This window comes from Streptomyces sp. NBC_00637, from assembly GCF_045161545.1.
Taxonomy (GTDB): Bacteria; Actinomycetota; Actinomycetes; order Streptomycetales; family Streptomycetaceae; genus Streptomyces.
This window is the reverse complement of record NZ_CP109046.1, coordinates 1,391,700-1,415,574: the sequence shown is the minus strand read 5'-3', so window position 1 is coordinate 1,415,574 and position 23,875 is coordinate 1,391,700. Positions and strand designations below refer to the sequence as shown.

20 protein-coding genes and 2 pseudogenes are annotated in these 23,875 nt (G+C 72.4%); 9 read left to right on the top strand and 13 right to left on the bottom strand.

Translation table 11 applies throughout. From position 1 onward, the window contains the following. Positions 1 to 30: 30 nt before the first annotated feature. On the top strand, positions 31 to 945 hold the full coding sequence (locus OG440_RS06140; protein WP_406011266.1) for an SAM-dependent methyltransferase: 915 nt from the start codon (positions 31 to 33) through the stop codon (positions 943 to 945). Then, positions 942 to 1,955: pseudogene (locus OG440_RS06135) on the top strand (YbhN family protein); the annotation flags it as partial. The gene OG440_RS06140 and the pseudogene OG440_RS06135, both read left to right, overlap by 4 nt. A gap of 143 nt (positions 1,956 to 2,098) precedes the next feature. Here OG440_RS06135 and OG440_RS06130 read toward each other — a convergent pair. After that, on the bottom strand, positions 2,099 to 2,944 hold the full coding sequence (locus OG440_RS06130; protein ID WP_406005808.1) for a creatininase family protein: 846 nt from the start codon (positions 2,942 to 2,944) through the stop codon (positions 2,099 to 2,101). Between the two features lie 38 nt (positions 2,945 to 2,982). Here OG440_RS06130 and ribA point away from each other — a divergent pair, with 38 nt between their 5' ends. The 4 genes from ribA (at position 2,983) to OG440_RS06110 (ending at position 7,207) form a co-directional block, all read left to right on the top strand. Next, positions 2,983 to 3,642, top strand: coding sequence for a GTP cyclohydrolase II (gene ribA, locus OG440_RS06125; protein WP_171400499.1), 660 nt, complete (start codon positions 2,983 to 2,985; stop codon positions 3,640 to 3,642). Between the two features lie 109 nt (positions 3,643 to 3,751). Further along, positions 3,752 to 4,897 carry an NAD(P)/FAD-dependent oxidoreductase gene (locus OG440_RS06120; protein WP_406005807.1) on the top strand — a complete coding sequence of 382 codons (1,146 nt, stop codon included), beginning with the start codon at positions 3,752 to 3,754 and terminating at the stop codon, positions 4,895 to 4,897. Further along, the gene (locus tag OG440_RS06115) at positions 4,894 to 5,991 is read left to right on the top strand and encodes a saccharopine dehydrogenase (protein ID WP_406005806.1); all 1,098 of its coding nucleotides are present in this window, start codon (positions 4,894 to 4,896) and stop codon (positions 5,989 to 5,991) included. The genes OG440_RS06120 and OG440_RS06115 overlap by 4 nt, the downstream gene beginning before the upstream one ends. After that, positions 5,984 to 7,207, top strand: a complete 1,224-nt coding sequence (locus tag OG440_RS06110; RefSeq protein ID WP_406005805.1) for a saccharopine dehydrogenase family protein — start codon at positions 5,984 to 5,986, stop codon at positions 7,205 to 7,207. Before OG440_RS06115 ends, OG440_RS06110 begins: the two co-directional genes overlap by 8 nt. Here the strand turns inward: OG440_RS06110 and OG440_RS06105 are convergent. Genes OG440_RS06105 through OG440_RS06095 form a run of 3 tightly spaced genes read right to left on the bottom strand, consistent with a single transcriptional unit; the run spans position 7,185 to position 10,569 of the window. Continuing rightward, entirely contained in the window at positions 7,185 to 8,444 is a 1,260-nt protein-coding gene (locus OG440_RS06105) for a serine hydrolase domain-containing protein (RefSeq protein ID WP_406005804.1), read from the bottom strand. The two genes, OG440_RS06110 and OG440_RS06105, sit on opposite strands and share 23 nt — an antisense overlap. Before the next feature lie 59 nt (positions 8,445 to 8,503). After that, on the bottom strand, positions 8,504 to 9,883 hold the full coding sequence (locus OG440_RS06100) for an MFS transporter (RefSeq protein WP_406011265.1): 1,380 nt from the start codon (positions 9,881 to 9,883) through the stop codon (positions 8,504 to 8,506). Positions 9,884 to 9,933: 50 nt separating this feature from the next. Continuing rightward, positions 9,934 to 10,569, bottom strand: a complete 636-nt coding sequence (locus OG440_RS06095; protein WP_406005803.1) for a TetR/AcrR family transcriptional regulator — start codon at positions 10,567 to 10,569, stop codon at positions 9,934 to 9,936. Between the two features lie 181 nt (positions 10,570 to 10,750). On the opposite strand from OG440_RS06095, the gene OG440_RS06090 reads away from it, so the two are divergent. Beyond that, complete coding sequence (locus OG440_RS06090; protein WP_406005802.1) at positions 10,751 to 11,200, top strand: TIGR03618 family F420-dependent PPOX class oxidoreductase; 450 nt, start codon at positions 10,751 to 10,753, stop codon at positions 11,198 to 11,200. On the opposite strand, the gene OG440_RS06085 is transcribed toward OG440_RS06090, so the two are convergent. Then, entirely contained in the window at positions 11,197 to 12,180 is a 984-nt protein-coding gene (locus OG440_RS06085; RefSeq protein WP_406005801.1) for an NAD(P)-dependent oxidoreductase, read from the bottom strand. The two genes, OG440_RS06090 and OG440_RS06085, sit on opposite strands and share 4 nt — an antisense overlap. 75 nt (positions 12,181 to 12,255) lie before the next feature. Between OG440_RS06085 and OG440_RS06080 the strand changes: the two genes are divergently transcribed. Both OG440_RS06080 and OG440_RS06075 read left to right on the top strand, forming a co-directional pair. Next, on the top strand, positions 12,256 to 12,870 hold the full coding sequence (locus OG440_RS06080) for a TetR/AcrR family transcriptional regulator (protein WP_406005800.1): 615 nt from the start codon (positions 12,256 to 12,258) through the stop codon (positions 12,868 to 12,870). Positions 12,871 to 12,979: 109 nt separating this feature from the next. After that, positions 12,980 to 13,452 (top strand): annotated as a pseudogene (locus OG440_RS06075) (VOC family protein); the annotation flags it as partial. Position 13,453: 1 nt separating this feature from the next. On the opposite strand, the gene OG440_RS06070 reads toward OG440_RS06075, so the two are convergent. Genes OG440_RS06070 through tkt form a run of 8 tightly spaced genes read right to left on the bottom strand, consistent with a single transcriptional unit; the run spans position 13,454 to position 23,820 of the window. Next, positions 13,454 to 14,911 (bottom strand): membrane-associated oxidoreductase, encoded by a 1,458-nt coding sequence (locus OG440_RS06070; RefSeq protein ID WP_406005799.1) that lies wholly within the window; start codon positions 14,909 to 14,911, stop codon positions 13,454 to 13,456. 42 nt (positions 14,912 to 14,953) lie between these two features. Continuing rightward, on the bottom strand, positions 14,954 to 15,547 hold the full coding sequence (locus OG440_RS06065) for a histidine phosphatase family protein (protein ID WP_406005798.1): 594 nt from the start codon (positions 15,545 to 15,547) through the stop codon (positions 14,954 to 14,956). An 8-nt stretch (positions 15,548 to 15,555) separates the two neighbouring features. Continuing rightward, positions 15,556 to 16,446: a phosphogluconate dehydrogenase (NAD(+)-dependent, decarboxylating) gene (gnd, locus tag OG440_RS06060; RefSeq protein WP_406005797.1), complete on the bottom strand. Its 891-nt coding sequence runs from the start codon at positions 16,444 to 16,446 to the stop codon at positions 15,556 to 15,558. A gap of 9 nt (positions 16,447 to 16,455) precedes the next feature. Next, positions 16,456 to 18,096: a glucose-6-phosphate isomerase gene (gene pgi / locus OG440_RS06055; RefSeq protein WP_406005796.1), complete on the bottom strand. Its 1,641-nt coding sequence runs from the start codon at positions 18,094 to 18,096 to the stop codon at positions 16,456 to 16,458. Continuing rightward, on the bottom strand, positions 18,089 to 19,024 hold the full coding sequence (gene opcA, locus OG440_RS06050; RefSeq protein ID WP_406005795.1) for a glucose-6-phosphate dehydrogenase assembly protein OpcA: 936 nt from the start codon (positions 19,022 to 19,024) through the stop codon (positions 18,089 to 18,091). Before opcA ends, pgi begins: the two co-directional genes overlap by 8 nt. Continuing rightward, positions 19,021 to 20,565, bottom strand: coding sequence for a glucose-6-phosphate dehydrogenase (gene zwf, locus OG440_RS06045; protein WP_406005794.1), 1,545 nt, complete (start codon positions 20,563 to 20,565; stop codon positions 19,021 to 19,023). The genes opcA and zwf overlap by 4 nt, the downstream gene beginning before the upstream one ends. Continuing rightward, positions 20,562 to 21,707, bottom strand: a complete 1,146-nt coding sequence (gene tal / locus OG440_RS06040; RefSeq protein ID WP_406005793.1) for a transaldolase — start codon at positions 21,705 to 21,707, stop codon at positions 20,562 to 20,564. The genes zwf and tal overlap by 4 nt, the downstream gene beginning before the upstream one ends. Before the next feature lie 19 nt (positions 21,708 to 21,726). After that, on the bottom strand, positions 21,727 to 23,820 hold the full coding sequence (gene tkt, locus OG440_RS06035; protein WP_406005792.1) for a transketolase: 2,094 nt from the start codon (positions 23,818 to 23,820) through the stop codon (positions 21,727 to 21,729). Positions 23,821 to 23,875 lie beyond the last annotated feature (55 nt).

Here is a 23,875-nt window from a genome sequence, read left to right as displayed (position 1 = left end):
GAGGGCGCGGGTTCCGGCGGCGACGACGCGATGTCCGGCGTGATCGCCGGCGCCGGGCCGGTGAACGCGGCCGGCGAGCGGCCCACCGTGCGGCTGCGGGACATCGGGCCGGACGAGCAGCCCCGCTACGCCCCCGAGTGGCTGGAGTTGCGCGAGCCCGCCGACGCCGCCGCCCGGTCGATGGAGCTGCTGGACCCGCTGCGGATCCGGCTCGCCAACCTGCCCGGACGCGGCGGGCTTGCCATCCACGACCTGGGGTGCGGCACCGGTTCGATGGGCCGCTGGCTGGCCCCCCGGCTGGACGGCGCCCAGCACTGGATCCTGCACGACCGTGACCCCTACCTCCTGCACTTCGCGGCCGTCGCCTCCCCGCGGGCGGCCGCCGACGGCAGCCGGGTCACCGTCGAGACCCGGCGCGGCGACGTCGCCCGGCTCACCCCGGACGCCCTGCTCGGCGCCTCGCTGGTCACCGCGTCCGCGCTGCTGGACGTCCTCACCCGCGAAGAGGTCGAGACGCTCGCCGCGGCCTGTGCGGGCGCCGGCTGCCCGGCGCTGCTGACCCTCTCGGTCGCCGGACGCGTCGAACTCAGCGCGCCGGACCCGCTGGACGACGAGATCGCCGCCGCCTTCAACGACCACCAGCGGCGCGGCGGCCTCCTCGGCCCCGACTCGGTGGCCGTGGCCTGCGAGGCGTTCGCCGCCCACGGCGCGACCGTCAAGGTGCACCCGAGCGCGTGGCGGCTCGGCCCCGAGAACATGGGCCTGACCGCCCAGTGGCTGCGCGGCTGGGTCGGCGCGGCCGTGGAGGAGCGCCCCGCACTGGCCGAGCGCGCCGAGGCCTACCTGGCCGCCCGGCTGGCGGCCTGCGCCGCGGGCGAACTCCAGGTCACCGTGCACCACAGCGACCTGCTGGCACTGGCCCGGCCGACGGGCGGAGGCCGATGAGCGCGGAGACGGTGAGCCCCCGGGTGACGGCCGCGCCGTCCGCCGGGTGGACCGAGGGAGCCAGGGTGGTCGCCCGCCGCCCCCCGCGCAGCCCCTCGGCGGCCCGCACCGGCGCCGCGGTGTCCGGGGCCCGGATCGGTGTCATCGTGACCGAGCCGCGGGCGAAGAGGCCCTCCCGGCTGCGCGCGCTGCTCGGCAGCCGTGCCCTGCGCACGCACGTCGGCACGGTCGCCGGAGTCGTCATCCTGAGTGTGCTGCTGTGGCGGCTGGGCACCGGCGTCTTCATGGACGGACTGCGCCGGATCGACGTGCCCACGCTGCTGGTGGGGCTCGGCATCGGCGCCGTCACCACGGTGTTCAGCGCCTGGCGGTGGGCGCTGGTGGCCCGCGGGCTGCGGATCCGGCTGCCGCTCGGCCCGGCCGTCGCCGACTACTACCGGGCCCTGTTCCTCAACGCGGCCCTGCCCGGCGGCGTCCTCGGCGACGTGCACCGTGCGGTACGGCACGGCCAGAGCGCCGGTGACGTCGGACGCGGCGTGCGGGCCGTGGTCCTGGAGCGCACCGCGGGACAGCTCGTGCTGGCCGTCGCAGGCGTAACGGTCCTGCTGACCCTGCCCTCCCCGGTCATGCAGGACGTACGGCACATCGCCCCGCTGGTCCTCCTGGCCGGCGTGGGCGCGCTCGCCGTCGTCCTCGCCGTCCGGATGAACTCCTCGGCACCTCGGCGTGGCGGCCGGCTGCGGGCGGGGCTGGCCGAGGCGCGCGAGGGACTGCTGTCGCGGCGCAACGGGCCCGGCGTCGCCGTGTCCTCGGCGGTCGTCCTGGCCGGGCATCTCGGGATGTTCGTCGTGGCCGCGCGGGTCGCCGGCTCCGACGCCTCCGTCCTGGAGCTGCTGCCCATCGCCGTCCTCGCCCTGCTCGCCATGGGCCTGCCGCTGAACGTCGGCGGCTGGGGCCCGCGCGAGGGAGTCACCGCCTGGGCGTTCGGCGCCGCCGGGCTCGGCGCGAGCACCGGTCTCGCGGTGGCCGTCGTGTACGGCGTGCTCAGCTTCGTCGCGGCGCTGCCGGGTGCGGTCGTGCTGGTCGCCCGCTGGTACGCGGGGCTGCGGGCCGGGACCGCCGAAGAGACGGGACCCCGGCCCGGCGAGCGGCGTCACGACGACGCCGAGGCACCCGTTCCGTCATCCTCACCGGCGTCGGACGCATCCGTCGCGGCCGTACGGGTTTCGGTTCCCGAAGCCGTCGGAGTTCCCGCGGTCAGCAAGGAGAAATACGCGCCGAAGGAATCCGTGAGGCTCGCCAGGAGTTCCTTTCCCTTTTCCGCGGACCCCAGGGAAGGACGGCCGATGACGCCCGAATCGGTATAGGCGGACATTCCCAGCGTGAGCAGATGACGGCGGTCGTCCGCGACGAAATCGGCCGACTCGTAACCGGGCCGGACGAGTTCGGGGTGGGCGTGCAGCAGGATCGAGGTCTCGATCTCCCCGGCGTGCATGTCGGTGAGCAGCGAGGTCGACACCCCGGACCGCCCCAGCGCCGCCTCCCAGTCCTCCGGGGCCGGGAAGAGCGCCATCCGCTCACCCGCGGCGGACGACTCCTGGACGACGTTGCCCAGGACGTAGTTCCCGCCGTGTCCGTTGACCAGCACCAAGGCCTCGACGCCCGAGCGGCGCAGCGACGCCGCTATGTCCCGTACCACCGCGTGAAGGGTCACGGAGGAGATGCTGACGGTTCCCGGCCAGGCCGCGTGCTCGTGCGAGCAGGCGATGGTCACCGGCGGGAGGAGGTGCACCGGGTACGCCCCGGCGATCTCCCCGGCGATGGCACAGGCGACCAGTGTGTCGGTGGCCAACGGCAGGTACGGTCCGTGCTGTTCAAAACTTCCGACCGGCAGGACCGCCACCTGCGTCGGGACGCCGGCGCCCCGGGTCCGTACGTCTTCGGTGGTGTCCGCCGGTACCAGTCCGTACGCCGCCGACCGTATTTCCGAACCACTCATTTCTTCCCGGCCCTTCGTCTCTGCTTAGGAACCAGATCATGACAGAAAAAATTGGCGTACTCGGCACGAAGACCCCGCAGCGCACCGGTGTGGAACGCGTGGTGAATGCACCCCTGCCCACCGTGTACGGGAAATTCCAGGCCGTCGGTTACATGGACCACGACCGCGGGGACGAGCAAGTCGCCCTGGTCTACGGCGAGATCGGCACCGAGGACGTACTGACCCGGCTGCACTCGGAGTGCCTGACCGGCGACGCCTTCGGCTCCCAGCACTGCGAGTGCGGCGACCAGCTGGCGTCCGCGCTGCGGGCGGTCGTCGCCGAGGGCCGCGGCATCGTCGTCTATCTGCGCGGGCACGAGGGCCGGGGCATAGGGCTGCTCGGCAAGCTGCGGGCGATGGCGTTGCAGGCGGAGGGCCTGGACACCGTCGAGGCGAACGTCGCGCTCGGCTTCCCGGTCGACGCCCGCGACTACAAGGTGGCCGCCGACATCCTGCGCGACCTGGGCGTCGACTCCGTCCGCCTGATGTCGAACAACCCGCGCAAGCGCGAGGCGCTGGTCGACAACGGCATCCGGGTCGCCGAGGAGGTCCCGCTGCTGATCGAGCCGTGCGAGAACAACATCACCTACCTGCGCACCAAGCGGGAGCGCCTGGACCACCGGCTGCCCCACCTGGACGCCGTGGCCCACTGGTCCTGAGCGCGCTTGGGACGGCCGCCCCGACGGGTAGGGATCACGGCGGCCATGGCCGTACGACAGCCCCGGTCCCGGCGTACGGGCCGGTGCCGCCGTGACAAGGAGCCGCAGGGTGAACACACATGCCTCGGTGGTCGTCATCGGCGGCGGGGTGATGGGCACGAGCATCGCCTACCACCTCGCCGCCGCCGGCGTCCGTGACGTCCTGCTGGTGGAGCGCGACGAACTCGGCGCGGGCTCGACCTCGAAAGCCGCCGGCGGGGTGCGCGCCCAGTTCTCCGACGAGCTGAACATCCAGCTCGGGGCGCGCAGCCTGGAGTCCTTCGGCCGGTTCGAGGAGGAGACGGGATACGACATCGGGCTGCGCCGCGTCGGCTACCTCTTCCTGCTGACCACGCCCGAGGAGGTCGCCTCCTTCGAGGCGGGGGTGCGGCTGCAGAACGCGCTCGGGGTGCCCAGCCGCATGATCGACCCGGCCGAGGCGCGGCGCCTCTCCCCGCTGATCCGCACCGACGGGTTACGCGCGGCCGCGTTCTCGCCCGACGACGGACACTGCACCCCGGAGGCCGTCGTCCACGGGTACGCGGCCGCCGCCCGCCGGTACGGGGCACGCATCCTGCGGCACACCGCGGTCACCGGCATCGAACGCCGGGGCGCCACGATCACCGCCGTGCGGACCACCCTCGGCCGCGTCACCACCGACACGGTGGTCTGCGCGGCCGGCGCCTGGTCCGGGGCGGTCGGCGCGATGGCCGGTGTGGAGCTGCCGGTGCGGCCGCTGCGCCGCCAGATCGCCGTCACCGAACCGGTCCCCGGTCTGCCGCCGGACCTCCCCATGACCATCGACTTCACCAGCAGCCTCTACTTCCACGGCGAGGGCCCCGGTCTGCTGGTGGGCATGTCCGACCCCGACGAACGGCCGGGTTTCGCCACCGACAGCCACGACCGGTGGATCCCCCGCCTCACCGCGGCCATGGAGCAGCGCGCCCCCGCTCTCCTCGACCTGCGCCGCACCGGTGGCTGGGCGGGGCTGTACGAGGTCACCCCGGACCACAACGCGCTGATCGGCGAGGCGTCTTCGGTATCCCGTTTTCTGTATGCGACCGGCTTCTCCGGTCACGGCTTCCTCCAGGGGCCCGCCGTCGGCGAGGTCGTCCGCGACCTGATTCTCGGCCGCGTACCCTTCGTGGACGTCACCCCCCTGAGCGCCGACCGTTTCGCGGCCGACGCCCCGCGTCCGGAGGCCAACCGCGTATGACCGAACCGCACCTGTGGCTGCGGCACGAGACCCGCACCACCGAACGGCGCACCCCGGTCGTCCCCGACGACGCCCGCCGCCTCGTCGAGGCCGGCGTGGAACTGACCGTCGAGGACTCCCCGCAGCGCGTCTTCCCGACCCGGGAGTACGAGGCCGTCGGCGCCCGGATCGTGCCCGCGGGCTCCTGGGAGTCCGCGCCGCCCGAGGCGGTCGTGCTCGGTCTGAAGGAACTCCCGGACCAGCCCGCCGAACTGGTCCACCGTCACATCTTCTTCGGGCACGCCTACAAGCGACAGCCGGGCGCCGCAGCCCTGTTGCGCCGGTTCGCCGCCGGGGGAGGGGCGCTCCTGGATCTGGAGTACCTGGTCGACGACGACGGTCGCCGTCTCGCCGCCTTCGGCTTCTGGGCGGGCTACCTGGGCGCGGCCCTGGCCGTCCTCCAGCACCAGGGCCGGCTCACCTCCCCTCTGCGCCCCACCGACAAGGACGAGTTGGACGGGAGGCTGCGCCCGGCACCCGGTGACGAGGAGTTCACCGCTCTCGTCGTCGGCGCCCTGGGCCGCAGCGGCCGGGGTGCGCGGGCCGCGTTCGCCACCGCCGGAGCCGACCCCACCTGCTGGGACGTGGCGGAGACCGGCGATCTGGACCGGGCCGCCCTGCTGGCCCACGACGTGCTGGTCAACTGCGTCCTCGCCACGACCCCCGTGCCGCCGTTCGTCCGCGAGGAGGACCTCGACCGACCGGGCCGCCGGCTGCGCACCCTCTCCGACGTCACCTGCGACGTGGGCTCGCCCCTGAACGTCCTGCCGGTGTACGACCGCACCACCGAGTGGACGGACCCCGTGCGCCGGCTGCGCAAGGAGCCCCCGCTCGACCTGATCGCCATCGACAACCTGCCGTCCCTGCTGCCGCGCGAGTCCAGTGTCGACTTCTCGGCGGACCTGACACCCCACCTGCTGGACTTCGGCGCGGACGCGGACGCGGACGTGGGCGTGGGTGTGGGCGTCGGCGGACCGTGGGGCCGCTGTCTGGAGCGCTTCCGCCGAGCCTCCCGCGAACTCGGCGTGACAGAAGCGGAGTCCGGCCGTGCCTGACCTCGTTCCGGCGACCGGCACCGTCCACTGGGTCGGCGCCGGTCTCTCCACGGGCAGCGGCCTGGCCGCCCTCTGCGCGCACACCGACGGCGTACGGCTGTGGCACCGCACGGCGGAGCGGGCGGCCGAGGCGCTCGACCGGCTGGGGCTGACCGGCCGCGCCGAACCGCTCGCCCACACCCTCGACGCGCTCACGGCCCGGCTGGCCCCCGGGGACGTCGTGGTGTCCATGCTTCCCGCGTCCGATCACGCGGCGTTGCTGGCGGCCTGCGTGACCCGGCGGGCCCACTTCGCGTGCTCCAGCTATGTCTCCGACGCGGTGCTGGAGCAGGTGCCCGCGGCCACCGGGGCCGGGCTCGTCGTGCTCACCGAGGCCGGTCTCGACCCGGGTGTCGACCACCTCTTCGCGCACAGCCTGGTGGCTCGCGCCCGGCAGGCGGTCGGCGACGACACGGCCGCCTCGTACCGACTCACCTCGTACTGCGGAGGCATCCCGGCCGTCCCCGACGACTTCAGGTACCGCTTCAGCTGGGCTCCACTCGGCGTCCTCAACGCCCTGCGCTCACCGGCGCGTTACATCGAGGACGGCACCGAGACCGTGGTCGGCCGGCCCTGGGAGGCCACGCGGGAGCACCTCGTCGACGGCGAGGCCTTCGAGGTCTATCCCAACCGCGACAGCGTGCCGTTCATCGGGCAGTACGGGCTGCCGCGGGCGTGGAAGCCGCTGACCTTCGTGCGCGGAACCCTGCGTCCGGACGGCTGGCTGCGCGCCTGGGACGCGGTGTTCGACGAGTTGAAGGCGGGCGACGACGCCAGGATCGCCGCGCTGGCCCAGGAGTTGGCGGCCGCACACCCCACCACGGAAACCGACCGCGACCGCGTGGTCCTCGCCGTGTCGCTGGAGGTGCACGTGCCTGGGGACAGGGAGGGGGACGGGGGCGGGAACGCTACGGGCGACGCGGACGGCCGGGCCGAAGGCGCCGCCGACGGCGCCGCGTGGTCCGGGAGTTACGTCCTGGACCTGGAGGGCGACGAGGAGGAGAGCGCGATGGCGCGCTGTGTCTCCAGGCCGCTGGCTCTGGGTGTCCGGCACATCCTGGACGGCGCCCTGCCACCCGGGCTGAGCCGGGCGGCCGAGACGGCGCCGCGCTCCGAGGCATGGCTTGCCGAACTCGGCGACCAGGGAATCGAGTTCACCTTGCGGGTCGAGGACTGACCACGGGCCGGTGGGTGATCGCCTCGTGGACCAGCCGCTTGAGCTCGGGGTAGAGCTTCAGGGACCTCTTCGGCCGCAGCTGGGTCAGGAACTGGACGGTCAGATCGTGGCTCGGGTCGACCCAGAACGTCGTCGTGGCGACACCGCTCCAGCCGTACGTGCCGAGCCCCGAGGGGGCCTGGGTGCGGCCGGGGTCGGTCACCACCGAGACCCCGAGACCGAAGCCGACGCCGTCGTTGCCGGGCTCGTCGTGGGCGGGCCGGCTGCCGAAGGTACGCAGGTCGGCGCCGCCGGGGAGATGGTTGCGGGTCATCAGGTCGACCGTCTCGGCCCGGAGCAGGCGTACGCCGTCGAGCTCCCCGCGCCGGCGCAGCAGCTCGCTGAAACGGTGGATGTCGTACGCGGTCGCCACCATGCCGCCGCTGCCCGACAGGAACCGGGGGCGGCCGAACAGCGGCAGGCCCGGGATCCGCTCGATACCGCCGCCCTCGGCGTCGCCGTACAGCTCGGCCAGCCGGCCGGCCTGCTCGTCCGTGACCTGGAAGCCGGCGTCCGGCATGCCCAGCGGGCGGAAGATCCGCTCGTCGACGAACTCGTCCAGCGGACGGCCGGAGACGACCTCGATGATCCGCCCGAGGACGTTGGTGGCCACCGAGTAGTTCCACTGCGTGCCCGGCTCGAACTGGAGCGGCAGCCGCGCGTACGCCTCCACCGTCGCGGCCAGGTCGGAGCCCGGCAGCACCGCCGACTCCAGACCGGCCTCGCGGTACAGGGCGTCGACCGGGTGGCAGTGGTAGAAGGCGAAGGTCAGGCCCGCGGTGTGGGTCATCAGATGTCTCACGAGCAGGGGCTGCCCGACCGGGCGGGTGGTGAGGCCGGCGCCCGAGCCGCCCGCGTACACCCGCTGGTCGGCGAAGGCCGGAAGGTGGTCGGCGACCGGGTCGTCGAGGCTCAGCCGGCCCTCCTCGACCAGTATCAGCGCGGCGACCGAGGTGACCGGCTTGGTCATCGAGTAGATCCGGTAGAGGGTGTCGGCCTCGACGGGCAGTCCGGCGGCGATGTCGCGGTGGCCGTGCGTCGTGAGGTGGGCGACCCGGCCGCCACGGGAGACGGCCAGGAGGAACCCGGGCAGGCGCCCCTCGTCGACGAAGTGGGCGACGTGCTGGTCGAGACGGTCCAGGGCCTTCGCGTCCAGTCCGACCTCGCTCGGATCGACCTCTTGCCGCAGCAGTGCCATCGTTCTCCTCCGGTGCGCTCGTTCAAGGTGCGGTCCCGGCCTACCCCGCCCGGACGCCCTCAGACCTCATGGTCGCGCAGGGAATGCGTGTGCGGACCCCTTTCGACGCCGTGACCTGTGTGCGTTGCGTCGCTCCCGCCTGCCGGGGTGCCTGTCGTGAGGGCATCCGGGACGGGACGCGGAACACCTGGCAGCGCCCGGCAGACCGGCAGCGCCGCCGCGGCCACGAGCGCCAACACGACCAGGGGCGAGCGCGCCGCGCCGAGGTCCATCAGCACGGTCGCCGAAGCCACGCCCAGCACCGGCCCGACGTTCATCGCGGTCTGCTGCAACCCGCCGGCCACCCCGGCCGACTCCGCGGGGGCCTGCCGTACGACGACATGGGTCGCCGCGACCATCACGGCGCCGAAGCCCGCGCCCACCAGCGCGAACCCGGCACAGAGACCGGCCGGCGCCGAAGCACGGGCGAGGACGAGGAGACCGGCGGCGAGGACGGCCATGGCGCCGGCGACCGTGACGCGGGCGCCGGACCGGCGCAGCAGGACCGCGGAGGCGGGAGCGGCGGCCACCAGCAGCGCGGCCAGCGGGAGGCTCAGCAGCGCGCTGCGCAGTGGGGTCAGCCCCAGGTCGTCCTGGAGGACGTAGACGCAGGTCAGCAGTCCGCCGTTGAGGGCCGCGGACGCGATGACGAGCACGCCGAGCGCGCCGCCCACCGCCCGGGAACCCACGACCTCCGGCGGCAGCAGCGGGGAACTCGTCCGGCGCTCGTGCCGTACGAAGGCGGCGCCGGCGAGGAGGGCGACCGGCGCCGACCAGGTCACGCCGGGGAGGGTGACCAGGGTGTGCACGAGGCAGGCCAGGGCGACGGCGAGCAGCAGGGCACCCGGCAGGTCGAGCGGGACGCCGGCGGCCGGGCGGGTACGGGGAGGATCCCGACGGTCCCGGGCGGTGACGGCGAGCAGGCCGAACACCACCGTCGGCACGATGTTGAGCAGGAACACGGCCCGCCAGCCGAACTCGGTGGCCAGCGCACCGCCCACCACCGGCCCGGCCGCCGCGGCCACCCCGATGGACGCGGTGCGCACGGCGATCGGCGTGCGCAGCCGCTCGGGCGGATACGCGGCCCGCAGCATCCCCAGCGTGGCCGGTTGCAGCAGCGCTCCGAACACCCCCTGCACGACCCGCAGCGCGATCACCCAGCCGACGTCGGGCGCCAGCGCGATGCCCGCCGACGCGGCGCCGAAGCCGAGCATGCCCAGGGCGAAGGTGCGCCGGTGTCCGTAGCGGTCCCCGAGCCGCCCGGCGAACACCAACAGGCCCGCCACCGCGACGAGATACCCGGTGCTGGTCCACTGGACCTGGGTGAAGGAGGCGCCCAGGTCGCGGCGCATGCTGGGCTGCGCGACGGTGAGCACGGTGCCGTCCAGGGCGACCACCATGGCACCGGCCACGCTGCCGGCCAGCGTGAGGGGCAGGGTGCGGGAGCGGCTCACCGACCGTTCTCCGGACCGAGATGCGCGTCCAGGGCGGTCCGCAGAAGGGGTACGAAGTCGTCGGTCCCCGTGGCGAGTTGGAGACTTCCCCAGCTCCAGAGCTGGGCGATGCCGTGCAGGTTCGCCCACAACGCGCCCGCGACAGAGCGGGCGTCGCTGCCGGGCCGGACCCGGCCGACCAGTTCCACCAGCACGCCGAACAGGGGAAGACTGGTGTCCCGCAACCGCAAGTGGCCGCTCTCCAGCAGATCGTGACGGAACATCAGTTCGTACATCCCCGGGTTGTCCGACGCGAACTCCAGGTAGGTGCGCGCCAGTCGGTTCAGCTGCTCACGGGGGCTCGCGGTGCCGAAGCCGGGGGTCGTCGTGACCCGGGCGCCCAATTGGGCGAAGCCGCGGTGGGCGATGGCCGACAGCAGCTCCAGATGGGTGGGGAAGTGGCGGCGGGGCGCACCGTGCGAGACGCCGGCCCGGCGCGCGATCTCCCGCAGGGTGAGCGCGCCGGCGCCCTCCCGGGAGACCAGGTCCACGCCGACGTCGACGAGCCGGGTCCGCAGATCGGGGTCCGGCTTCCCTGGATCCGGCTTCCCTGGATCCGGTTTCTCGGGGTGTGCCTTCTCGAAGTCGCTCATAGACACTGTCTACCAGGAGGGGGTAGACAGTGTCTACTGATGCACGGGCCCGGGCGAGGTGAGGTGAGGCCGGGCGAGACGGCGGACGGGTCGAGGAAGGCCGGCGGGTCGAGGCAGAGGGGAGTACGGCACACGGGGGGGGGCGGGGAATGCGGGCCGGGGCGGTGCCCGTTGTGTCGACATGACCCAGGACACGACGCAGAACGCGCTGCTCGCCCTGCTTTCCGACGACCGTGGAGGGGTGCTGGTCACCCTCAAGCGCGACGGTCGCCCCCAGTTGTCGAACGTCAGCCATCGCTACTACCCGGACGAGGGGGTCATCCGGATCTCCGTCACGGACGACCGCGCCAAGACCCGCAACCTGCGGCGCGACCCCCGGGCGTCGTACCACGTCACCGCCTCCGACCGGCGTGCCTACACGGTCGCCGAGGGCACCGCCGAGCTCTCGCCGGTCGCGAAGGACCCCTATGACGCCACCGTCGAGGAACTCGTCCGTCTCTACCGCGACCTGATGGGCGAGCATCCCGACTGGGACGACTACCGCGCCGCCATGGTCCGCGACCGCCGCCTGGTGCTGCGTCTGCGCGTCGAGCGGGCGTACGGCATTCCCCAGGGCGCCGACGCCGGTTAGCGGACAGTCCCGCGGGTGTCCGGCGAGGCTCGGCCGCCGGCCCGGGCGCCTCCGGCGCGGGCGTCGCCGTCGCTGCGGGCTTCCAGCGCGCGCAGGACGGCGATCATGTCCGCGCCCGCGTGACCCAGGGCCACGGTCTCCTCGAACAGGGCGTGGCAGGTGTCGAGGAGCGGGGAGGCGAGGCCCGAGGCCCGTGCGGCGTCGGCGATCAGGCGGTTGTTCTCCAGGACGTCCAGCGCGGCGGCCTGCACCGCGAAGTCGGCCGTCAGCAGCTTGGGCGCCTTCATCCGCGAGACCCCGCTCGCCAGCGGGCCGGCGGCCACGACGTCCAGGAACAGCCGCCGGTCCAGCCCCTGCCGCTCCGCGAAGTGGAACGCCTCGGTGAGACCGGTCACCTGCGTGATCAGGAACAGGTTCACCGCGAGCTTCATCAGCAGCGCGCCGGGCGCCGGGCCGCAGCGGAACGTCTCGTGACACATCGGGGCGAGCAACGGCCGGACGACGTCCATGGCCTCCTCCTCGCCCGCCAGCATCGCCACCAGCCGCCCCTGCTCGGCCGGGACCCGCGAGCCGGAGACGGGCGCCTCGACGTACCGGCCGCCCGCCGCGCGTACGTCGGCCTCCAGCGCGCGCGAGTACTCCGGTGAGGTCGTGCCCATGGTGACGACCACGTGCCCGGACACCCGCGCGCCGAAGTCCGGGGTGCCGCGGCCGAGGACGGCGTCGACGGCGGACCCGTCGGCCAGCATGAGGACGACCACGTCGGTGCGCGCGAACACGTCGGCGGGATCCGTCGCGACCTCGGCGCCGGCCGCGCGCAGGGTTTCGGCGGGGCCCGCCGTACGGTTCCACACCACCAGGGGCGTCCCCGCGCGGGCCAGCCGCAGGGCCATGGGGCGGCCCATCACACCCAGACCGATGAATCCGACGCTTCCGACCTGCATGGCGGCCGCCTTTCCCGGTGCTATGACAGCGGTCATAGTCAGGCATCGTAGCGAGCGCTATGACCGTTGTCATAGAATCCGGGTGGTGTCACAGCCAGGAGGAGGAAGACCATGCCGTTGCCCGAACGCGGACCCCGTGAGCGGATGGTCTTCAGCGCCGCCCAGCTCATCCGCCGCGACGGAGTCGGCGCGACCGGCATGCGGGAGGTCGCCGTCCACGCGGGGGCGCCCCGGGGCTCGCTCCAGCACTACTTCCCCGGCGGCAAGCAGCAGCTCGTGGACGAGGCCGTGGGCTGGGCCGGCCGCTACGCCGGCAAGCGCGTCACCCGTTTCCTCGATGAGCTCGCGAAGACCGGTGAGCCCACCCCCGCCGGGCTCTTCGCCGCGATGGTGCGCCAGTGGACGGACGAGTACACGGCGTCCGGCTTCGCCGCCGGCTGCCCCGTCGCCGCCGCGACCGTCGACTGCGCGGCCTCCGGCGACGCCACCCGGGCGGCCGCGGCGGCCGCGTTCGCCACCTGGACCGGTCCGGTCGCCGGGGCTCTGTCCGGCATGGGCGTACCGGCGGCCCGGGCCGGTTCACTCGCCACCCTCATGATCAGCGCCCTGGAGGGGGCGATCCTGATCGCCCGAGCGGAACAGGACGTACGGGCGCTGACGACCGTCGCGACGGAGCTGGCTCCTTTGCTGGACGCGGCCGTCGAGCAGGGCGTTTCCCGGCCGTGAGCGTCGCCCAGCCCCCTGCGCAGGCATGACCGGGCCCCCGGCGCCGAAGGGCGTCCGGGGGCCCGGGTCCGCGGGCTCGGGAGTCGTGGAAACGTCAGGCGGTAACCGTTTCCGGCTGGGAGTCCTCGGCCTCGACGCCCAGGAGAGCGTCGATGTTGCCGACCCCTACGGCCTGCTGCGCAGCCGCGCCGTCACCAACGCCGACGGCAGCGTCCGCCTTCCGCTCACCGTCGGCGCGGCACCCGGCGACGACACCGCGCACGCCCGGCACATCGCGCTGGCCACCCACGACGTGGTCACCGCGGCCCGCCGGTTCGCCGAGGCCGGCGGTCGCCTGCTGCCGATCCCGGCGAACTACTACGACGACCTCGCGGCCCGCTTCGCGTTCGCCGACGGCGAGCTGGAGACCTACCGCGACCTCGGCATCCTCTACGACCGGGACGCGCAGGGCGTCTTCCGGCACTGCTACACGCAGACCGTCGGCGGGTCTTCCTCGAGCTCGTCCAGCGCGACGGCGGCTACCAGGGGTACGGCGCCCCCAACGCCCCGGTGCGGCTGGCCGCCCAGCGCGCCGTGCGCTGACCTACTGCCGGCTGACCGTCCTGGTCACACCGGCGACGACCGTCGTCGCGAGGATCCAGCCGGTCACGATGAGGACGTACGAGAGCGTCTGGTACCAGCCGGCCGGAGCGAACGCGCTCTCCTGGCCGAAAGAGATCACGGGCAGCAGCAGGTCGAGGGTGTAGAACACCGGGTTGAACCCGGGGGCCTCGCCCGCCTTGAGCGGGGGCGGGTGGTGCCCGGCGTACGCGAGGGAGCCGGCGGCCAGCAGGGAGAGCAGCCAGACGGCCGCGCGCAGCGGGCGGAACCCGTAGCCGACGGCCGCGTCCTGGAGGTGGCCCCACACCCGGCCGTACCAGGGCAGGGTGCCGCGATGCCGGCGCTGCTCGGCCAACTGCACGACCCGGGCCGCCCCGTCGTCGCCGATGCGGCGGTAGGCGGCCGTCAACTGCTCGTAGGCGTGGGGGTCGAACGCGCCGTCGTCGCGCTCCAGCATCGGCAGCCGCCGCTCGGCGGGCTCGTGCGGGGTGAGGAAGGTGTAGGTGAGATCCAGCAGCCGCACCTGGTCGGGCAGCATCTCGGGTGCCAGCTGGAGCTGGCCCACCTCGGCCCGCCGCAGATTGAGCCGGCCCTCGATCGGGGCGCCCTCGCGCAGCCAGATCTCCCCTATGACGCAGCTGCTGGCCCGCAGCGCGGTGCCGCCCGGGTTGGACAGGGAGGTGCGCAGCAGATCCACCCGTCCCGGGATGCGGGAGCCGCGCAGATCGATCCGGCCCCGGGCGCGCATCCGGCGGCCCAGCAGGTTGGCGCCGACGTCGAGGGCCTCCGCGCTGAGCACTTGGGCGCCGGGGTTGTCCAGTTCGGCGTCCTCCAGGTCGATGGAGCCGGTGACGGAGGCGCCGTCGAGCCGGATCATGCCCTGGGTGCGCAGTCCGCGGGCGCAGAGGTCGTTGTCGAGGGAGAGCTGGTTGAGCTGGAGGACGGGCTCCGTGCGGTCCGCCGCGGTGACCACCGCCCCGTCGAGGTACAACGCGCCGGAGATCTGCGCCCGGCTGAGGTGTACCGGGCCGCCGATGCGGCAGCGGGTCAGCCGTAGCCCGCCGTCGATACGGATGTGCGACGCGTCCAGACCGGGCAGTTCGGAGTCGCGCAGGCTGACGTAGGTGAGCTGGGCGCCGACCAGGCGCGGTGCCTCGTCGAACCGGCAGTGATTCAGGCGGAACATGCTGTCGACGACCGCGTGCCGCAGGTCGAGGAGGCCGGTGACGCGTGCGCCGGCGACCTTGAGGGCGGCTATCTCGCCGGGTTCGCGGGGGCCGTTGAGGAGGAGCGCGCGCAACACGACGGCCCGCACGGTCCGTTCGGGACCCCAGTCGGGCGACGCGGCCTCGTCGGGGGCCTCACGGAAGTCCACGGCCGTCCCCGTGGCGAAGGCCCGCCAGAGTCGCTGTTCGGCCGGTGTCAGATCGTTGATCTCCATCAGCCGCGACTCTGGCGGGCCTTGCCGAGCGGTGTCAACCGGCTATGCCCGTACGTTCCATTCGGCGATCACGGGCCGCCCGTGCTCCGTCGACAGACGGCTCAGCGTGGCGGTCGCCAGCTGGAACAACCGCCCCTCGACGGGCGGCAGTCCGAGCCGACGGGCCGTCAGCACCCGCAGGAAATGCGAGTGGGCGACGAGCACGACGTCGCCGTCGTCGCGTGCGAGCGCCGTTTGCACCCGGGCCAGCACCCGGTCGGCGCGCCGGCCGATCTCCTCGGGCGACTCGCCGGGGTGACCGTCCGGTCCGGGCGGCACGCCGTCGGTCCACAGGTCCCAGGTGGGACGGGTGCGGTGTATCTCGTCGGTGGTGACGCCCTCGTAGCCCCCGTAGTCCCATTCGTGCAGGTCGGGTTCGGACCGGGCGCCGGTGAGGCCGGCGAGTTCGGCGGTGCGGGTCGCGCGGTGCAGCGGGCTGGTCAGGGCGAGCGAGACGGGCCGGCCGGAGAGGAGCGGAGCGAGCGACTTGGCCTGTTCCTCACCGTGCCCGGTGAGGGGCAGGTCGGTGAAACTGGTGTGCTGTCCCGACACGCTCCACTCCGTCTCCCCGTGGCGGACCAGCAGTAGATCCCCCACGGCCGGACCTACTTCTTCGCCGACTCGACGGCGTGGCCGCCGAACTGGTTGCGCAGCGCCGCGATCATCTTCATCTGCGGCGAGTCCTCCTGGCGGGAGGCGAACCGCGCGAAGAGGGACGCCGTGATGGCGGGCAGCGGCACGGCGTTGTCGATGGCGGCCTCGACCGTCCAGCGGCCCTCGCCCGAGTCCTCCGCGTAGCCGCGCAGCTTGTCGAGGTGCACGTCCTCGTCGAGGGCGTTGACGGCCAGGTCGAGCAGCCAGGACCGGATGACGGTCCCCTCCTGCCAGGACCGGAAGACCTCGCGCACGTTCTCCACGGAGTCCACCTTCTCGAGCAGCTCCCAGCCCTCGGCGTACGCCTGCATCATGGCGTACTCGATGCCGTTGTGGACCATCTTCGAGAAGTGCCCGGCGCCCACCTTGCCCGCGTGGACGTAGCCGTACGGGCCCTCCGGCTTGAGCGCGTCGAAGATCGGCTGCACCTTGGCGACATGCTCGGCTTCGCCGCCGACCATCAGGGCGTAGCCGTTCTGCAGGCCCCAGACACCGCCGGACACCCCTGCGTCGACGAAGCCGATGCCCTTGGCGCCGAGCTCCTCGGCGTGCTTCTCGTCGTCCGTCCAGCGGGAGTTGCCGCCGTCGACGACGGTGTCGCCGGACTGGAGCAGGCCGCCGAGCTCGTCGACGACGGACTGGGTGGCCGCGCCGGCCGGCACCATCACCCAGACGATGCGCGGCGCTTGCAGCTTGTCGACGAGTTCGGCGAGGTCGCTGACGTCGGAGACCTCGGGGTTGCGGTCGTAGCCGATGACGGTGTGGCCGGCGCGGCGGATGCGCTCGCGCATGTTGCCGCCCATCTTGCCGAGACCGATCAGGCCAAGCTGGGTCGAAGTCATGTCAGTTCACTACTTCCTGAGTTCGCGGTAGGCGGCGACGAGAGCGGCGGTGGAGGGATCGAGTCCGGGCACCTCGGCACCCTCGGTGAGAGCGGGTTCGACGCGCTTGGCGAGCACCTTGCCGAGCTCCACGCCCCACTGGTCGAAGGAGTCGATGTCCCAGATCGCGCCCTGCACGAACACCTTGTGCTCGTAGAGGGCGATGAGCTGACCCAGCACCGACGGGGTCAGCTCGGGGCTGAGGATCGTGGTGGTGGGGTGGTTGCCCTGGAAGGTGCGGTGCGCGACCTGTTCCTCGGGCACACCCTCCGCCCGGACCTCGTCGGCGGTCTTGCCGAAGGCGAGCGCCTGTCCCTGCGCGAACAGGTTGGCCATCAACAGGTCGTGCTGCGCCTTGAGTTCGCCGCTCAGTTCGTCGACCGGACGGGCGAAGCCGATCAGGTCGGCCGGGATCAGCTTCGTGCCCTGGTGGATCAACTGGTAGTAGGCGTGCTGTCCGTTGGTGCCCGGGGTGCCCCACACCACCGGCCCGGTCTGCCACCGCACGGGCCGGCCCTCGCGGTCCACCGACTTGCCGTTGGACTCCATGTCGAGCTGCTGGAGGTAGGCGGTGAACTTCGAGAGGTAGTGGCTGTAGGGGAGTACGGCGTGCGACTGCGCGTCGAAGAAGTTCCCGTACCAGACGCCCAACAGGCCGAGGATCAGCGGGGCGTTGGCTTCGGCGGGCGCGGTGCGGAAATGGTCGTCGACGATCCTGAACCCGTCGAGCAGCTCCCGGAACCGCTCCGGGCCGATGGCGAGCATCAGTGACAGGCCGATGGCCGAGTCGAAGGAGTAGCGGCCGCCCACCCAGTCCCAGAACTCGAACATGTTGGCCGTGTCGATGCCGAAGCCGGAGACCTTCTCGGCGTTCGTGGACAGGGCGACGAAGTGCTGGGCGACGGCCTTCTCCTCGCCGTCCAGCCCCGCCAGCAGCCAGGAACGGGCCGAGGTGGCGTTGGTGATCGTCTCGATCGTGGTGAAGGTCTTGGACGCGACGATGAACAGCGTCTCGGCGGGGTCCAGGCCGTGGAGCGCTTCGTGGAGATCGGCGCCGTCGACGTTGGAGACGAACCGGAAGGTCAGCGAGCGGTCCGTGAAGGCCCGCAGTGCCTCGTACGCCATCGCGGGGCCCAGGTCGGAGCCGCCGATGCCGATGTTGACGACATTGCGGATACGGCGGCCCGTGTGGCCGGTCCACTCACCGGAGCGCACCCGCTCGGCGAAGCCGCTCATCCGGCCCAGCACGGCGTGGACCCGGGGGACGACGTTCTCCCCGTCCACCTCGACGACGGCGTCCGCCGGGGCGCGCAGGGCGGTGTGCAGGACCGCGCGGTCCTCGGTGATGTTGATCCGGTCGCCGCGGAACATGGCGTCGCGCAGCCCGGACACATCGGTGGCGGCGGCGAGTTCGCGCAGCAGGGCGAGGGTCTCGTCGGTGACCAGGTTCTTGGAGTAGTCGATGCGCAGATCGCCGACGCGCACCACGTACCGCTCCGCGCGCTCCGGGTCCGCCGCGAACAGGTCCCGCAGGTGGGGCTGCCAGTGGGCGCGGTGGTCCGTCAGCGCGGCCCACTCGGGCCGCTGGTCGAGCCGGGGGGTGTCAGACATGGGAAGGGGTCTCCTTGGTGCCCTCGCCCCGCAGGGCGACGGCGTACATCTCGTCCGCGTCGAGGCGCCTGAGCTCCTCGGCGATGAGTTCGGAGGTGGCGCGGACCTTCAGCGCGAGGGTGCGCGAGGGCTGGCCGGGCAGGGTCAGGGTGGCGAGCGGGCCCTCGGGGCGGTCGATGACGATCTCGCCGCTCGCGGTGCCGAGGCGGACGGCCGTGACGACCGGTCCCGCGGTGACGACCCGGTCGACCGTCACGTCGAGCCGGGCCTCCAGCCAGCGCGCGAGCAGTTCGGCGCTGGGGTTGTCGGCCTCGCTCTCGACGGCGGCCGAGGTGATCGGCACCTGGGCTTGGTCGAGGGCCGCCGCGAGCATCGAGCGCCACGGGGTGAGCCGGGTCCAGGCCAGGTCGGTGTCGCCGGGCGCGTACGACTTCACGCGCGCCGCCAGGGCCGTCAGCGGCCGCTCGACGGCGTACATGTCGGTGATCCTGCGCTGCGCGAGGGCGCCCAGCGGGTCCTTGGCCGGGTTGACCGGCGCGTCCACCGGCCACCACACGACGACCGGGGCGTCCGGCAGCAGCAGCGGCAGGACGACGGAGTCGGCGTGGTCGGACACCTCCCCGTAGGTGCGCAGGATGACCGTCTCGCCGGTGCCCGCGTCGGCGCCCACCCGGACCTCGGCGTCGAGGCGGGCGGTGGTGCGGTCGCGCGGGCTGCGGGCGTGCCGCTTGATGACGACCAGGGTGCGCGAGGGGTGCTCGTGCGAGGCCTCCTCGGCCGCCTTGATCGAGTCGTAGGCGTTCTCCTCGTCCGTGACGATGACCATCGTCAGGACCATGCCCACGGCCGGTGTGCCGATGGCGCGGCGGCCCCGCACCAACGCTTTGTTGATCTTGCTTGCCGTGGTGTCGGTCAGGTCGATCTTCATGGCCTGCGCCAGCTCCGTCCGTCTCGTGCGAGCATCTCGTCGGCTTCCTCGGGTCCCCAGCTGCCCGAGGCGTACTGCGCCGGCTTGCCGTGCCGTGCCCAGTACTCCTCGATCGGGTCGAGGATCTTCCAGGACTCTTCCACTTCCTGGTGGCGGGGGAACAGGTTGGCGTCGCCGAGCAGCACGTCCAGGATGAGGCGCTCGTACGCCTCCGGGCTGGACTCCGTGAAGGACTCGCCGTAGGCGAAGTCCATGGTGACGTCCCGGATCTCCATCGAAGTGCCCGGCACCTTGGAGCCGAACCGCACCGTGATGCCCTCGTCCGGCTGGACGCGGATGACGATCGCGTTCTGGCCGAGCTCCTCGGTGGCCGTGGAGTCGAAGGGGGAGTGCGGCGCGCGCTGGAAGACGACCGCGATCTCGGTGACCCGGCGGCCGAGGCGCTTGCCGGTGCGCAGGTAGAACGGCACGCCCGCCCAGCGGCGGTTGTCGACGTTCAGCTTCACGGCGGCGTAGGTGTCCGTCGTGGAGGCCGGGTCGATGCCGTCCTCCTCCAGATAGCCGCTCACCCTCGCGCCGCCCTGCCAGGCGGCCGCGTACTGCCCCCGCACGGTGTGCTTGCCCAGCTCCTCGGGCACCTTCACCGCCCTGAGCACCTTGAGCTTCTCGGTGAGCAGCGCGTCGGCGTCGAAGGCGGCCGGCTCCTCCATGGCGGTGAGGGCCATGAGCTGGAGCAGGTGGTTCTGGATGACGTCACGGGCGGCTCCGATGCCGTCGTAGTAGCCGGCCCGGCCGCCGATGCCGATGTCCTCGGCCATGGTGATCTGCACGTGGTCCACGTACGACCGGTTCCAGATCGGCTCGAACATGGTGTTGGCGAAGCGCAGCGCCAGGATGTTCTGGACGGTCTCCTTGCCCAGGTAGTGGTCGATGCGGAACACCTGGTCCGGCTCGAACACGTCGTGCACGACGGCGTTCAGCTCCTGCGCGCTGGCCAGGTCGTGCCCGAAGGGCTTCTCGATGACGGCGCGCCGCCAGGACCCCTCCGGCCCCTTCGCCAGCCGGTGCTTCTTGAGCTGCTCGACCACCTTGGGGAAGAACTTCGGCGGTACGGAGAGATAGAAGGCGAAGTTGCCGCCGGTGCCGCGGGAGGAGTCCAGCTCCTCGACGGCGTCGCGCAGCTGCTTGAACGCCGTGTCGTCGTCGAAGTCGCCGGGGACGAACCGCATGCCCTCGGCGAGCTGCTGCCAGACCTCCTCGCGGAACGGCGTCCGCGAGTGCTCGCGCACGGCGTCGTGGACGACCTGCGCGAAGTCCTGGTCCTCCCAGTCGCGGCGGGCGAAACCGACGAGCGAGAAGCCCGGCGGGAGCAGACCGCGGTTGGCGAGGTCGTAGACCGCCGGCATCAGCTTCTTGCGGGACAGGTCGCCGGTCACGCCGAAGATGACGAGGCCGGACGGGCCGGCGATACGGGGCAGGCGCCGGTCGCGTGGGTCCCGCAGGGGGTTCTCCCAGGCCGCGCCCACACTGCTGGTACTCATTCCGCGTCAACTCCCTTGCTCATCAGCGACTTCGTGACCGCGTCCAGAAGGTCCTGCCACGCCACCGCGAACTTGGCGACGCCCTCGTCCTCCAACCGGGTGACGACCTCGTCGTAGGAGATGCCGAGGGCCTCGACGGCGGCGAGGTCGGCACGCGCCCGGGCGTAGCCGCCGGTGACCGTGTCACCGGTGATGTCACCGTGGTCGGCGGTGGCGTCCAGCGTGGCCTCGGGCATGGTGTTGACCGTGCCCGGGGCGACCAGATCGTCCACGTACAGCGTGTCCTTGTACGCAGGATCCTTCACCCCGGTGGATGCCCACAGCGGACGCTGCCTGTTGGCCCCCGCCCCGGCGAGCGCGTTCCAGCGGTCGCCGGCGAAGGCCTTCTCGCAGGCCTCGTACGCCAGCCGCGCGTTGGCGAGCGCCGCCCTTCCCTTCAGTCCGAGGGCCTCGTCGGTGCCGAGCGCGGTCAGCCGCTTGTCGATCTCGGAGTCGACCCGGGAGACGAAGAAGGAGGCCACCGAGTGGATCGTGGAGAGGTCCAGGCCCTTGGCGGCGGCCTTCTCCAGGCCCGCCAGATACGCGTCGACGACCTCGCGGTAGCGCTCCAGCGAGAAGATCAGCGTGACGTTGACGCTGATGCCCAGGCCGACGACCTCGGTGATCGCCGGGAGGCCGGCCCGGGTGGCCGGGATCTTGATCATGACGTTGGGGCGGTCGACGAGCCAGGCGAGCTGCTTGGCCTCGGCGACGGTGGCGGCGGTGTGATGGGCCAGACGGGGGTCGACCTCGATGGAGACCCGGCCGTCGCGACCGTCCGTAGCCGTGTATACGGTATGCAGGATATCGGCCGCGGCCCGCACATCGGCCGTCGTCATCATCCGTACGGCCTCGTCGACCGTCACACCCCGCACCGCCAGGTCGGCGAGCTGGTCCTCGTAGCCTTCGCCGGAACCGATCGCGGCCTGGAAGATGGACGGGTTGGTGGTGACGCCGACGACGTTTTTCGTCGCGACGAGTTCGGCGAGGTTGCCGGAGGCGATCCGCTTGCGCGACAGGTCGTCCAGCCAGATGGAGACGCCCTCGTTCGACAGGCGGTCCAGTGCTCCCGCGGTGGCGGTTGCTTCGGTCACTTCGATCATCTTCTTTCTGGCGGTCGGATCAACCACGCGCGGCTGCGGAGTCATCCTGTGCGTGCAGGACCGCCCTGGCCACGGCGGCGACGTTCTCGGCGGTGAAGCCGTACTCGGCGAACAGGGTCGACGCGTCGGCGGAGGCGCCGAAGTGCTCGAGGGAGACGATGCGTCCGGCGTCCCCCACGAACCGGTGCCAGGTCAGGCCGATGCCCGCCTCGACCGCGACGCGGGCCTTCACCGACGGCGGCAGGACACGGTCGCGGTACTCCCGCGGCTGCTCCTCGAACCACTCCACGGACGGCATAGACACCACCCGGACACCGATTCCCTCGGCCTCCAGCGTCTCGCGCGCGGCGACGGCCAACTGCACCTCGGAGCCGGTCGCGACGAGGACGACCTCGGGGGTCGCGGTCGTGGACTCCAGCAGGACGTAACCGCCCTTCGCCGCGTCCGGGTTCGGCGCGTACGTCGGCACTCCCTGACGGGTGAGGGCCAGACCGTGCGGGGCCGGCCGGGTGGCGTGCCGCTTCAGGATCTCGGCCCAGGCGATGGCCGTCTCGTTGGCGTCGGCCGGGCGGACGACGTTCAGGCCCGGGATGGCGCGCAGCGAGGCCAGGTGCTCGACCGGCTGGTGGGTGGGGCCGTCCTCGCCGAGACCGACGGAGTCGTGCGTCCACACGTACGTCACCGGCAGCTGCATCAGCGCCGACATCCGGACGGCGTTGCGCATGTAGTCGGAGAACACCAGGAAGGTGCCGCCGTAGATGCGGGTGTTGCCGTGCAGCGCGATGCCGTTCATCTCCGCGGCCATCGAGAACTCGCGGATGCCGAAGTGCACCGTGCGGCCGTACGGGCTCGCCTCGGGCAGCGGGTTGCCCTCGGGGAGGAAGGAGGAGGCCTTGTCGATGGTGGTGTTGTTGGAACCGGCCAGGTCGGCGGAGCCGCCCCACAGCTCGGGCAGGACCGCCCCGAGCGACTGGAGCACCTTGCCGGAGGCGGCGCGGGTGGCGACCGGCTTGCCGGGCTCGAACACCGGCAGCGCGTCCTCCCAGCCCTCGGGCAACTGACCTGCGACGACCCGGTCGAACAACTGGGCGCGCGCGGGGTCGGCGCCGCGCCACTTCTCCAGCTGCTTGTCCCAGGCCGCGTGCGCCTCGGCGCCCCGGTCCAGGGCGGCACGGGTGTGCGCGAGGACCTCGTCGGAGACCTCGAAGCTCTGCTCCGGGTCGAAGCCGAGCAGGCGCTTGGTGGCGGCGATCTCCTCGGCGCCGAGGGCCGAGCCGTGGGCGGCCTCGGTGTTCCGGGCGTTCGGAGCGGGCCAGGCGATGATCGTGCGCAGCGAGATGATCGAGGGGCGCCCGGTCTCGGCCTGTGCCGCCGTCAGGGCGGCGTACAGGGCGGGGACGTCGACGTCGCCGTCCTCGGTGGGCTCGACGCGCTGCGTGTGCCAGCCGTAGGCCTCGTACCGCTTGAGCACGTCCTCGGAGAAGGCGGTGGCGGTGTCACCCTCGATGGAGATGTGGTTGTCGTCGTAGACGAAGACCAGGTTGCCGAGCTTCTGGTGGCCGGCGAGGGAGGAGGCCTCGGCGGAGACGCCCTCCTCCAGGTCGCCATCGGAGACGATGCCCCAGATGGTGTGGTCGAACGGCGACTCGCCCCGCGGGGCGTCCGGGTCGAACAGGCCGCGCTCGTAGCGGGCGGCCATCGCCATGCCGACGGCGTTGGCGACGCCCTGGCCGAGCGGTCCCGTGGTGGTCTCGACACCGGCGGTGTGCCCGTACTCGGGATGGCCGGGCGTCTTCGAGTCGTGCGTACGGAAGCGCTTGAGGTCCGCCAGCTCCAGCTCGTATCCGGAGAGGAAGAGCTGGGTGTAGAGGGTCAGCGAGGTGTGTCCGGGGGACAGCACGAAGCGGTCGCGGCCCGTCCACTCCGGGTCCGCCGGGTCGTGTCGCATCACCTTCTGAAAGATCGTGTACGCGACGGGGGCCAGGCTCATGGCCGTTCCGGGGTGGCCGTTGCCGACCTGCTGCACGGCATCGGCCGCCAACAGGCGTGCGGTGTCGACGGCACGCCGGTCCAGTTCGGTCCACTCGAAGGTGTTCGGTGTCTGCGTGCTCATCTTCAAGAAATCCTCGATAGGAGCGGTTCGGCTGCTCTGTTGTGTTCAAACCTAA